Raw genomic sequence first — 12,371 nt, 5'->3', positions numbered from 1 at the left:
CCCTCCTACGCCCGGGTGTTCACATCCAACAAATATTGATTAATCAGCGCCTTCAACGATTCCTGCTTGCCCGATTGATTGCGGATTTCGCCCAATTGCAGAGCGTGCTGTTCCAACAGTTGAAAATTGGCCCGCCCTTCGACGATATCGAGCCCAATCCCGTGGCGATAGCTTTCATAGCGTTTGGCGATAACCTGTTCCAGCGCTTGATCTTCCAACAGTTTGTGGGCAACTTTCAGGCCGATCGCAAAGCTGTCCATTCCAGCGATGTGGGCGTGAAACAAATCTTCCAGTTCAAAAGAGCTTCTGCGCACCTTGGCGTCAAAATTCAATCCGCCCGCTCCCAGACCGCCATTGCTGAGAATTTCGTACATCGCCAGCACTGTTGTATACAGATCTGTCGGAAATTCGTCCGTATCCCAGCCGAGCAGGACGTCTCCCTGGTTCGCATCGACGGAACCAAGCATCCCGTTAATCCGCGCAAAACGCAGTTCATGTTCAAACGTATGCCCCGCCAGTGTGGCATGGTTGGCTTCAATATTAAATTTAAACCGGTCTGCCAATTGATATTTTTGCAAAAAGGCAAACGCTGTGGCGACATCGGTATCATACTGGTGCTTGGTCGGCTCTTTCGGCTTGGGCTCGATCAACAGTTGTCCGGTAAAGCCGATTTCTTTTGCATAATTGGCCGCCATTTCCATAAAGCGGGCAAGATTATCCAACTCCAGCTTCATATCCGTATTGAGCAAAGTTTCATATCCTTCGCGGCCGCCCCAAAATACATAATTTTCCGCTCCCAGTTCCTTGGCGATCTCCAATCCTTTCTTCACCTTTGCCGCCGAGTAGGCAAACACATCGGCATTGCAGGCCGTGGCGGCTCCATGGACAAACCGGGGATGCGAAAACAAATTGGCAGTATTCCAGAGCAACTTGGTTTTGCTCGTTTTCATATAATCTTTCAGCATCGCCACAATCACATCGAGGTTTTGATACGTTTCCCGCAGATTGCCGCCTTCCGGTGCGACATCGACATCGTGGAAAGTAAAATACGGCACATTCAGTTTTTCAAACAGTTCAAAGGCCGCTTCTACTCTTGCCTTGGCTGCATCCATACTGTCGTAGCGGTCCCACGGCCGCGGCATATTGTCCGACCCGAACGGATCCGTCCCCTTAAAGGTGAACGTATGCCAGTAAGCGACGGAAAAACGCAGATGTTCCTCCATCGTCTTCCCGCCGATCTTTTCCTCGGGATTGTAATACTTGAAGGAAAGCGGATTGGTGGAACGCGCGCCTTCGTATTGGATTGGGGTTACGTTTGCAAAGTATGCCATTAAAAATCCTCCCTTTCGTTTGCTCGTCGTTTTTTCAAGAGTAAGTATAGAAGCATCATGCCTGACGCTTGCTGCTGATATCGATCCAGACGGCCACGACCAAAATCAAGCCTTTGACGATATATTGCCAAAATGTTTCGATATTCATCATGCTCATTCCGTTGTCGATGCTGGCCATGATCAACGCCCCGATGATCGCGCCGACAATGTTGCCCTTGCCTCCCATCAGGCTGGTTCCGCCGATGACACAGGCGGCGATCGCATCCAGCTCATAGTTGCTGCCCGCGCTGACGGAGGCTGCATTCAAGCGGCTGGTCAGCAGTACGCCGGCAACTCCCGCCAATGCCCCCATCAACACAAATACATACAGAACGTTTCGCTTGATGTTGATCCCGGACAACAAAGCCGCTTCCACGTTCCCGCCGATCGCATAAACATACCGGCCGAAAGACGTTTTCACGGAAATAAACAAGACGATGGCCGCCAGACAGACGACGATCAGCAACGGCAGCGGAATCCCGTAATAGCGGTTCAGCATGTAGGCGATCAGGCAGATCAGCAGCGAATAGAGCGTTGCCTTGCCATAATCGATCCAGCCTGGCACCGGGAGCAGCCCAACCTTTTGCCGGCGACTCCGCTTGCGGGCCGTCCCCATAAAGAGCAACACCACCGCCAAGCCGGCCAATCCATAGCCCAAGGCATACGGAAGATAACTGTTGGCGATCAGCTTGAAGCTGTCTTCCAAAGGAGCGATCGTTTGGCCTTTGCTGATCCCGATCAGAATCCCGCGGAAAACGAGCATCCCGCCAAGTGTAACGATAAAGGCGGGAACAGCGCGATACGCCACCCACCAGCCTTGCCAGGCTCCCAGCAAAGCGCCGGCAGCAATCGCCACCAGGACGACCGCGACCGTGCTCCAGCCGAACCAGACTTGCAGAATGGCGGCAACACCGCCGGTCAAGCCGACGATCGAGCCGACAGATAAATCAATGTGACCGCCGACGATGACCAGAGTCATGCCAATCGCGAGGACGGCCACTACCGACATTTGCGTGAACAGGTTGGAAACATTTCGCGACGAAAGAAATTCGCCATCGGTGCAAATGCCAAAAATCAGTAACAGCAGAATCAAAGCAATAATAAGCGCATAAGATTGCAAATCAAACCGGAAGCGAACCTGTAATCGTTTGGCCGGGGTCGCCTCCACCTTTTCAGACAGCGGATTGTTCACGGTTTTTCCCTCCTGTTGCACAGGCCATGATATTTTCCTGGGTGGCATCCTGCCGGCGGAATTCTCCCTTGATCGTTCCCTCCGCCATGACGAGAATCCGGTCGGACATCCCCAGCACCTCTGGCAATTCGGATGAAATCATGATGATTGCGACTCCTTCTTTGGCCAGTTCATTCATTGTTTTGTAAATTTCATATTTGGCTCCGACATCGATTCCGCGGGTCGGCTCATCCAAGATGAGAATTTTCGGCTGATTGATGATCCACTTGCCTAACACTACTTTTTGCTGATTGCCGCCGCTCAGTTGCCCGACCTTTGTCTGCAGGCTGGCCGATTTCAACCTCATTCTTTCCATGATTTCCATTGTTCTGGCGACCTCGGTTGCCTGATCAAGAATTGGGCCTTTCATCAGCTTCTTCAATGCGGCCAGCGTGGTATTTTGGATAATGTCCATCCCCAGCACGAGACCATAGCGTTTGCGATCTTCCGACACATAGGCCAACCCCGCGCGGATCGCATCAGACGGATTGCGAATTTGGCTCACTTTCCCCTCGATTCGCACGATGCCCTGTTTTTTGCCCGGCAATGCGCCGAACAAACTGGTAAACAGTTCGGTCCGCCCGGAACCCATCAGCCCGGCTATGCCCAGTATTTCTCCCTTTCGCACCTGGAACGAAACTTGCTCAATCAGTTTCTTTCCCGAGTCAGCCGTAAATGAGTAGTTCTCCACCTCGAGGATGTTGTCACCGATGTCCCGCGGCTCATAAGGAAACAGTTCGCTAAGCTGCCGGCCCACCATTTGGGTAATGATCCTTTCCTGGGTCAGTTCGGCGATCGGGGTGGACCCGATCGATTGGCCGTCGCGCAGAACCGTTACGGTATCGGCCAACTCCATCACCTCCCCCAGCTTGTGGGAGATGTAGATGCAGGTTACGCCTGTTGCTTTCAACTCTTTCAAGATTCTCATTAAGATCGCCACCTCATGCTCGGTCAAAGCAGCGGTAGGTTCATCGAGAATCAAAATTTGCAGGTTTCGCGTTAATGCCTTGGCAATCTCGATCAGCTGCTGTTGGCCAACGGATAACTGCTTCACTTTGGTTTGCGGGTCCACATGCAAGCCGATTCGGTTCATCCAGCGCATCGCCTCGGCGTAAAGCAAATCCCAATCAATGACCGGCTTGCGCATATAGTCATGGCTGAGAAACAAATTTTCGGCAACAGTCATCTCCGGAACTAGCGCCAGTTCCTGGTAAATGATGGCGATTCCCGCCCTTTGCGATTCGATGATGTTCTTGAAACGAACCGGTTCCCCATTGAGCAAGATTTCCCCCTCATAGGTAGGATGGGGATAGACGCCGCTGAGAATTTTCATCAGCGTTGATTTTCCCGCTCCATTTTCACCGCACAGCGCGTGAATTTCCCCTCTGCGCACAGCAAAGGAAACTTGGTTCAGCGCACGTACACCCGGAAACTCTTTGGTAATACCGATCATCTCCAGCGCATATGGTTCCATCTGCCTTTACCTCCTGGTGTGTTGAATAAGGAGAAAAAAGGGGGAAACACCATTTCCCCCTGTGATCAGCCCGCCGGATTACGGACGGGGTGGACGCTGATCTTCCGGAATATTTTTAAAAACATCGTCATAGGAGTGGAAATTGTCCTTGATGATCGTATCCATCACATTTTCTTTGTCGACCATAATCGGAGCCAGTTTGATGAACGGTACGTCAACCTTGCCGTTGTTGACGGAACCATCCGCTTGCACTTTTTCCTTTTTCGCCAGTTGCACCGCTACTTCGGCACATTTGGTGGCAATCTCGCGAATTGGCTTGTAAACCGTCATCGACTGGGTCCCTTCAACGATTCGCTGCACGGCAGCCAAGTCGGCATCCTGGCCGGAGATAACCACTTTGCCGGCCAAACCTTGGGAAGCGAGCGCCTGAATCGCGCCGCCGGCCGTATTGTCATTGGAAGCAACGATGGCATCGATTTTGTTCTGGTTTGCAGTTAAAGCGTTTTCAATAATGCTTAACGCTTCGGAAGCCTGCCAGTCTTTCGCCCACTGGTCCCCGACCACTTTGATGTCGCCTTTGTCGATCAGCGGCTTGAGAATGTTCATCTGGCCTTCCCGGAACATTTTGGCATTGTTGTCGGTTGGCGACCCGCCCAGCAGGAAATAGTTTCCTTTTGGCATTTTCGAGACCAGATATTCGGCTTGCATCTCGCCGACCTTGACATTGTCGAAGGAGACATAAGCGTCGACCTCGCTGTTGTTGATCAGCCGGTCGTATGCCAGTACAGGAATGCCTTCTTTTTTGGCCTGATCGACAACTGGGGTCAACGCGTCGGAATTGTTGGCGATAATCACCAGAACGTCAATTCCTTGGGAAAGCATGTTTTGAATTTGCGAAAGCTGATTGGCGTCATTGCCGTTGGCCGATTGCACCAGCACTTCCGCCCCCAACTCTTTTGCTTTCTCCACAAAAATATCACGGTCATGCTGCCACCGCTCCAACGTCAAGTCGGATACGGACAAGCCGATCTTGATCGCATCTGTTTTTGGCGCTTCGGCTTGCGCACTGTTTTGATTGACACTGGAAGCGTTTTCATTTTTCGCAACATCCTGCCCACACCCCGCTGCAGCCACTGCCAGCACAACCGTCAAACCGATTTGCAGAAACACTTTCCACAACCTCTTCATGACCCTTCCCCCTAATACTCTATTTCAAATGATTTCCTTATTTCAGATTATACTGACCATTACTTAGTTTGTCTAGTGGATAAACTAAGTTTTTATGTTACAATAACACTCAAGAACTTCCTGTCACTTTGGCCGCAGTGTGTTGAAAGGATGAAAAACGTCATGAAAACGACTTGGAATCAGCATATTGTCAAAAAAAACAACAAAGCGCTCGTCTTGCAAACCATCATCGAACAAGCTCCCGTCTCGCGCGCGGATGTCGCCTTGTCCCTCGGCTTAAATAAAGGGACAGTTTCTTCTTTGGTAAACGAGTTGATCCATGAAGAACTGGTTTTTGAATCCGGTCCCGGCGAGTCGAGCGGCGGCCGCCGTCCGGTGTTGCTGCTGTTTAATCGGGAAGCAGCCTACTCCATCGGCATCGATATCGGGGTGAATTATTTGCTTGGCCTTCTCACCGACTTGCAGGGCAATATTATCCAACGGGCCCATCTCGATTACGATGATTTGCCGTGCCAAGAGATCATTCAACTTGTCAAGGAAATGATTCGCTCTTTGCTCGCCCAAGCGCCGAGCAGCCCGTATGGCGTCGTTGGCATCGGCATCGGTGTTCCCGGCATTGTCGATATGGAAGGAAAAGTATTGCTCGCCCCCAACCTCGGCTGGAAAAATGTGCAGTTAAAAACGGAAATTGAGCGGGAGTTTCAGTTGCCGGTGATCATTGACAACGAAGCCAATGCAGGCGCTTATGGCGAGATGCGGTTTGGCGCCGGCAAAGAAACCGACAATTTGGTCTATATCAGCGCGGGCATCGGTATTGGGGTAGGGATGATCTTGCAAGGCAGTTTGTATCGTGGCAGCAATGGCTTTTCCGGCGAATTGGGGCATATGGTGATCGAATCGAATGGAAAAGAATGCCGCTGCGGCAGCAAAGGCTGCTGGGAACTGTACGCCTCAGAACAAGCTTTGCTCAAAGAAGCGAGAAGCTCCGCCCTGCTTCCATCCAGCGGAAAAGAGCTGTCGCTGGAAAAACTGATCCAGTTTGCACATGCACAGGATCAAGCAACGATTCAGCTCTTCGATAAAATCGGCTTTTATCTCGGAATAGGCATCAATAATATTTTGAACGGCTTAAATCCGCAAACAGTGATTATTGGCAATCGCCTGGCCCTTGCCCATCAATGGTTGGGGAAACCGATCGAACAAGTGATCCGCAGTCAGACCCTGTCCTTTCACCAGGAACATGTGCAACTGAAATTTTCCGATTTGTCCTATTACTCCACCGCTTTGGGGATTGCCGCCTTTTCCGCAGAAAACTTCCTTACCCAAGACCAATCGTCCAAGTCATGAAATCGAATGCAGCAGCGGCGCTGTCCCCTCCGGAGACAGCCGCTGCTTGTTTCATTGTCTGGCCTGTTGGCGTTGCTGCAATACTTCGTTGATCAAAATCACACCGTGGGAAAAAGTCGTTCCGCCACCGTATGCTCCGGCAACGGCAACCGTTTCGGCAATTTCCTGTTCGGACGCACCTTCGCTGAGCGCCCCTTCCATATGATACACGATACAGTGCTCATTGCCGCTGAACAGCGAGATCCCCAAAGCTGTCAGATGTTTGTGCTTCACTGACAGTTCCCCCGCTTCGAAACAAGCGTTGGTGAACTGATTGTAGGCTTGCATGACATTGGGCATCACTTCCCCGAAGGAGCGCAGCCCTTCCCGATACTGATTGGCCAAAATGTGCTCCTGCATGGAACATCCTCCTCTTTTCTCCAAACTCTCCTTTATCCTCCCACGAAGCGGACTGCTTCATGCAACGGAAACGGGAATACTACTGACACAAACGGCAAACAAAAAGGGGCGATGTTGGTGATTCGGTTGGGTTATGCCTGTATCAGCATGGCTACGAAAAACAACCCGAACAAAAAAACGACGGTCAAACAGCTGGAAAAGCTGACGCCGGCCGAACGGCTGAAAAAGCTGCGAAAAGTGCTGCAAACCAACTTTTTTAACCTGATGGATCTGTTGGCGTATAATCTGGAACAGAACATCTTCTTGTACCGGCTGCCTTCGGAGTTTGTCCCGATGGCAACCCATCCCATTGCTGCCGACTGGGATTGGGCAAGCGAGTTTCTGTGGGATTTCGAAAAAGCCGGCGCCTACATCCGCGAGCACGGGATACGCCTGACTTCCCATCCGGGCCATTACAGCATCCTCAACTCCCCCAACCCGAAAGTGCTGGAAGCAACCGTCAAAGATTTCGCCTATCACGCCCAGGTGTTTGACCTGATGGGCCTTGACGACAATTCCGTCCTGGTCACCCATGTCGGCGGGGTTTATGGAGACAAAGCATCATCACTTGCCCGCTTCCAGGAAAACTTCGCCAGCTTGCCGGAATCGATCAAGAAGCGGCTGGTCGTGGAAAATGACGATACGTCCTTTACCATGCGCGATGTTCTGGAATTGTGCGAAGCCCTCTCTGTGCCGATGGTGTTCGATTACCACCACCATACTTGCGCGAACGAAGGGGAAAACTGGCTGGATTATTTGCCGCGAATTCTTGCAACATGGGGAGACCGTACGCCAAAGATGCATTTTTCCTCCCCCAAATCGGAAAAGGAGTTTCGCGCACACGCCGATGAAATCGTCCTTGAAGATTTCTTGGCCTTTGTCGCTTCGTTAAGCGACTATGATGTCGACGTTATGCTGGAGTGCAAAAACAAAGATACCGCCTTGCTCAACCTGCGGGCTGGGTTGACGGCCGGCAGCTGCCCAGTCGGTTAAACCAGAGCAAAAAAAATACACCGCTTCCCAACGAAGCGGCATATCTTTTCCGGGGGCTTCCTATGTTAGCTGGAGGAGGAAGAAGAACATCCATCCACGCTGCATGTGCAATGGGAATGGTTATGGGAATAGGAATGAGAATAGCTGTCGTAGCTGCTGGATTCAGGATAACATTTGCTGTAATAATGATGCATTCTTTCTTTATGATATTTGTAGTATCGGCGGTATTTGCGGTACTTTCGATGGTGGCGCGGGTAAGCTTCCGTTTTTTGTTTGAAGTATTTCATCCATTCCAAGTGAAAATGGTATTTGTTTACAATATTGATATTAATGTTGGGCAAGGTCAGTTTCGGCAGCGGCTTTGGCATCGGTTTCGGCATTGGCATTGGCTTTGGCGGCAGCGGAATCTCCTTTTTGGGAATGATCGGCACCGGCACCATCGGAACTTCCTTCTTCGGCATGACCGGCGGATGCATCGGCACCTCTTTTTTCGGCATGACCGGCGGCATCGGCACTTCTTTTTTCGGCGGGGTATAGGGCACTTGCGAACTTTCTCTTTTTTCCAACCTACTCACACGTCCTTTCTGGTGAAATCGCACAGTACATGGTATGACACTTATCCCCGGCAAGGCACGACACCTGCCCAGCCTTCCCAAAAAAGTCGCGCCCGTTTTTTGGTCAATCGCCTTTTTTGTTACCTATTGACACCCGAATAACTTATACTACAATGGAAAGAAATACTGTCAGCAGAATCAGGAAGCGAGGATGGCCATGCGCAGTCCATGTCAACTTCAACAATCCATTCATCATAGATCTGGAGTAACCAGTCAAGGGGTTAGGAATTATATTCCTAACCCCTTTTCTTTTGCTTCTCTGCTCTGCTAAAGGAGGAAAATATATGGCACCCCGCATATTTGTTGATGGCAATCAGTTGACGATTGAACAAGTCGTCGCCATTGCCCGAGATTTTGCCCAGTTGGAATTGACCGAAGAAGCGCGACAAAACATCGTTCGGTCCCGCCAGATGGTGGAAACGATGGTTGAACAACAGCGGGTCGTGTACGGCATTACGACCGGCTTCGGAAAATTTTCCGATGTGGTCATCCCAGCCGAGGAGGTCAGCCAGCTGCAGGAAAATTTGATCATGAGCCATGCTTGCGGACTTGGCCAACCTTATCCGGTTGAAGTCGTCCGAGCGATGATGGCTCTGCGCGTCAATGCTTTGGCGAAAGGATATTCTGGCATACGCCCGCAAACCGTTCAGTTGCTGATCGATATGTGCAATCTCGGCGTTCATCCGATGATTCCCCAGCAAGGTTCTTTGGGGGCAAGCGGCGATTTGGCTCCGCTCGCTCATATGGTACTGGTGATGCTGGGCAAAGGAGAAGCGGAATACAAGGGAACACGCATGGCCGGAGCTGCCGCCTTGCACGCCGCCGGGTTGGCGCCGATCCAACTCCAGGCCAAGGAAGGACTTGCCCTGATCAACGGCACCCAAGCGATGACCGCCTTGCTTTGTTTGTCTCTGTACGATGCCCGCAGACTGATGGAAAACGCGGAAGTTATCGCCGGGATGACGATGGAAGCTCTGCGCGGCATCCGCGACGCCTTTGATCCGCAGCTACATGCGGTTCGACCGCATCCCGGCCAGCAGGAGTCGGCCCGTAAAATGCTGCTGCTGCTGGAAGGCAGCGAACGAATTACGTCACAGGGCCAACTGCGTGTGCAGGACCCTTACAGCCTGCGTTGTATCCCGCAAGTTCACGGTGCCACACGCGATGCCCTGGAATACGTCTGGACGGCGGTTACCCGCGAGTGTAACAGCGTCACGGACAACCCCGTGTTGTTTTCCGATACGGGAGACGTCATTTCCGGCGGCAACTTCCACGGCCAGCCGATGGCGTTGGCCGCTGACTTTTTGGCTATCGCCATGGCGGAATTGGCCAATATATCCGAACGCAGAACGGAACGGCTGGTGAATCCGCAGCTGAGCGGATTGCCCGGTTTTCTCACCGAGAAGGGAGGACTGCATTCCGGCTTCATGATCACCCAGTACGTCGCTGCCTCGATCGTTTCGGAAAATAAAGTGCTTTGCCATCCCGCTTCGGTCGATTCCATACCTTCATCGGCCAACCAGGAGGACCATGTCAGCATGGGAACAACGGCTGCTCGCAAATTGCGGACGATCGTGGACAATGTGAGGAAAGTGCTGGCGATCGAATATTTGGCAGCCGCCCAGGCGATTGATTTTGGCGAAGGACGACTAGGGCGCGGCACGGCACAAGCTTACCAGCGCATTCGTCAGGAGATCCCGCGCTTGCTGGAAGATCGCGAAATGCATCCTGATCTGGCAAAAGCGGAACAGCTGCTGCAAAACGAATGGCTTTGGACGATGTAACTGGGCGAAAAAGGCACAACCAAATCATTTTCGCGTAAAGCATGCCAACTGCGGCTTTCCTTTGCGAAAGTTCATGACAGCAAAAACCTGCTCCTCATTTTTGAGGGGCAGGTTTTATTTATATTTCTTTGGTGATATTCAGTTGCTGAATAAACTGTTCGGTCGCATCGCGCCGTTCTTTGCGCATCGCTTTGCGATCTTTGGCGGTATTAAACAGGTAAATTTCCTCTTCCGTTTCCGGTTGAATCGGCGGGACTGGAGTCGGCTTGCCATTTTCGTCCAGTGCGACAAAGGTCAGAAAAGAAATGGCCGTGAGCTGGCGTTCGCCCGTCCGCAAATCTTCAGAAATGATCTTGACGAAAATTTCCATCGAACTGGTTCCGGTTGAGGTGACAAATGCTTCGACGCAGACGGAATCGCCCATTTTCGCCGGATTGAGAAAGTCGATCGAGTCGAGCGAAGCGGTTACTACCGTTTTCCGTGAATGTCTGCTGGCCGCGATCGCTGCCACTTCATCGATATAGGCCATCATCGCCCCGCCAAATGCGGTGCCAATGTTATTCGTATCCGTAGGCAACACCAGCGATGCCTGAACCGTTCTCGATTCTTTCGGGGTTTTTGGTTTCATCCTTCTTGCTCCTTTTTCCGCTTTTATTCTAAAAATAGCATAGATCTCCATCATTTTGAACGATGGGGTTTTTCTTCCTATACACTAAGATACCCGAAACACGCGATCAAGATGAGGAGGCTTGCGGCACATTATGATTCTCCATAATATCCTTGAGCGTTTCTGCCACCTCCGGACCAAAAGCTCCGCCAATAAAAGCAAGTCCCCATAAGTAGGCCGGCCGGTAATCCTCGATGGCGAAATGTTCCGGCGCGAGATGCTCAGCCGCTTTCCTGCGATCCTTGCTAGCGCAATAAAAGTTGTCCAAATAATCGCTTCCCCAGCGAGAAAAAGCGGCTGTATCCCGCGTCACCGCAGTAATCAGAATTTGTTCGTCCGCCTGGATCAGATCAAGCGGATACAGCTGGCAACTGAACGGTTTCAACGGATACAGTTCATGCTGATGCGCCTCGGCATATGCGTGGATCGAGCAGCATTTTTTGCCGTCAATCTCGGTATAAAACAAGCAACTGCCGTGACGCAAGGCCAAATTTCCGGGGGTGCGGCTGCCCGCTTCCCAAATTCCTTGTTGGTTGACTTGTTTTTTGACAGCTTCACTCAGATAAAGTTCAGCGATAGCCGGTGCTGTCTGTTCCAGCGTCGCCCGTTGCCAGTCCGCTACGGCATACGGCTGACCATTTTCGCAACACGTCTCCCGATGAACGTGCAAACAATGAAAGCAATCCAGATTGAATGGCGCGAGCAACGCTTCCTGGTCAATCAGATAGCGCCCGACGGCGATAAGCCGCTCCCGGTGACGCTTTATATATTTTTCACAGTGATATTGCTCTTTTTGAGTCATCCGATCAGGTGTCCCGTAATAGGAAAACTTGCTGTTTTTGCTCATTTCGTCAAAACCAGCTCCGCCTCGGTGCCAAAAATACGGAGCTGTTCCTCCTCGACCGAACCTAAATCCGTTTCTTCTGCGGGTAATTCCATCAATATTTCCACCTTGTCGCCATCGGTTTCAAACTGAAGCCACAGGTCTTTTTCCCCGAACTGGTTGTCTGTCAGTGTTACCTCCAGCAGACGGCCGTGAAACTGCGTTTCTTCTTCGTCCTCTCCTTCTGTGTCCCATTGCGTAAAACTGATTTCAGCTTGAGCGGCAAATTGCTCACGCAGCAACTGCAGCAGCTGCTGGTGCGAATGAATCTCCATAGTCTGTTCCTCCATTGTCTTTACGACGGTTTGGTTCTGCTCGTTCTATCGGTAATCTTGCCCTTGTCTCGGCAATCGATGTATTCGACAGCGAACTCTCCATATAG

General features: G+C 51.4%; 12 protein-coding genes. 3 read left to right on the top strand and 9 right to left on the bottom strand.

What is annotated here, in order from left to right; translation table 11 throughout:
- Positions 1-5: 5 nt before the first annotated feature.
- From xylA to xylF, 4 genes are all read right to left on the bottom strand, one after another.
- The gene (xylA, locus tag JOD01_RS00280; protein WP_204516225.1) at positions 6-1,331 is read right to left on the bottom strand and encodes a xylose isomerase; all 1,326 of its coding nucleotides are present in this window, start codon (positions 1,329-1,331) and stop codon (positions 6-8) included.
- Between the two features lie 55 nt (positions 1,332-1,386).
- Positions 1,387-2,562, bottom strand: a complete 1,176-nt coding sequence (locus JOD01_RS00275; protein ID WP_425550340.1) for a sugar ABC transporter permease — start codon at positions 2,560-2,562, stop codon at positions 1,387-1,389.
- Positions 2,543-4,075, bottom strand: a complete 1,533-nt coding sequence (locus tag JOD01_RS00270; protein WP_204516223.1) for a xylose ABC transporter ATP-binding protein — start codon at positions 4,073-4,075, stop codon at positions 2,543-2,545. The genes JOD01_RS00275 and JOD01_RS00270 overlap by 20 nt, the downstream gene beginning before the upstream one ends.
- A 78-nt stretch (positions 4,076-4,153) precedes the next feature.
- Positions 4,154-5,263 (bottom strand): D-xylose ABC transporter substrate-binding protein, encoded by a 1,110-nt coding sequence (gene xylF, locus JOD01_RS00265; protein ID WP_204516222.1) that lies wholly within the window; start codon positions 5,261-5,263, stop codon positions 4,154-4,156.
- Between the two features lie 162 nt (positions 5,264-5,425).
- Between xylF and JOD01_RS00260 the strand changes: the two genes are divergently transcribed.
- Positions 5,426-6,610 carry an ROK family transcriptional regulator gene (locus JOD01_RS00260; protein ID WP_239565099.1) on the top strand — a complete coding sequence of 395 codons (1,185 nt, stop codon included), beginning with the start codon at positions 5,426-5,428 and terminating at the stop codon, positions 6,608-6,610.
- A 51-nt stretch (positions 6,611-6,661) separates the two neighbouring features.
- Here JOD01_RS00260 and JOD01_RS00255 read toward each other — a convergent pair whose 3' ends face one another.
- On the bottom strand, positions 6,662-7,009 hold the full coding sequence (locus JOD01_RS00255) for a carboxymuconolactone decarboxylase family protein (protein ID WP_204516220.1): 348 nt from the start codon (positions 7,007-7,009) through the stop codon (positions 6,662-6,664).
- A gap of 117 nt (positions 7,010-7,126) precedes the next feature.
- Between JOD01_RS00255 and uvsE the strand changes: the two genes are divergently transcribed.
- A complete protein-coding gene (uvsE, locus tag JOD01_RS00250) occupies positions 7,127-8,041 on the top strand; it encodes a UV DNA damage repair endonuclease UvsE (protein WP_204516219.1) in 915 nt (304 codons plus the stop codon).
- A 65-nt stretch (positions 8,042-8,106) separates the two neighbouring features.
- Here uvsE and JOD01_RS00245 read toward each other — a convergent pair whose 3' ends face one another.
- A complete protein-coding gene (locus JOD01_RS00245; RefSeq protein WP_204516218.1) occupies positions 8,107-8,607 on the bottom strand; it encodes a hypothetical protein in 501 nt (166 codons plus the stop codon).
- A gap of 332 nt (positions 8,608-8,939) precedes the next feature.
- On the opposite strand from JOD01_RS00245, the gene hutH reads away from it, so the two are divergent.
- Complete coding sequence (gene hutH / locus JOD01_RS00240; RefSeq protein ID WP_204516217.1) at positions 8,940-10,439, top strand: histidine ammonia-lyase; 1,500 nt, start codon at positions 8,940-8,942, stop codon at positions 10,437-10,439.
- A gap of 118 nt (positions 10,440-10,557) precedes the next feature.
- Here hutH and JOD01_RS00235 read toward each other — a convergent pair whose 3' ends face one another.
- From JOD01_RS00235 to JOD01_RS00225, 3 genes are all read right to left on the bottom strand, one after another.
- A complete protein-coding gene (locus JOD01_RS00235; protein WP_204516216.1) occupies positions 10,558-11,067 on the bottom strand; it encodes an acyl-CoA thioesterase in 510 nt (169 codons plus the stop codon).
- 106 nt (positions 11,068-11,173) lie between these two features.
- Positions 11,174-11,953, bottom strand: a complete 780-nt coding sequence (locus JOD01_RS00230) for a DUF3109 family protein (protein ID WP_204516215.1) — start codon at positions 11,951-11,953, stop codon at positions 11,174-11,176.
- Entirely contained in the window at positions 11,950-12,264 is a 315-nt protein-coding gene (locus JOD01_RS00225) for a hypothetical protein (RefSeq protein WP_204516214.1), read from the bottom strand. The genes JOD01_RS00230 and JOD01_RS00225 overlap by 4 nt, the downstream gene beginning before the upstream one ends.
- Between the last annotated feature and the right edge of the window lie 107 nt (positions 12,265-12,371).

The sequence above is a fragment of the Brevibacillus fulvus genome, from assembly GCF_016908525.1.
Taxonomy (GTDB): Bacteria; Bacillota; Bacilli; order Brevibacillales; family Brevibacillaceae; genus Brevibacillus_G; species Brevibacillus_G fulvus.
The sequence above is the reverse complement of the archived record's forward strand: the minus strand, read 5'-3'. Positions and strand labels throughout refer to the sequence as shown.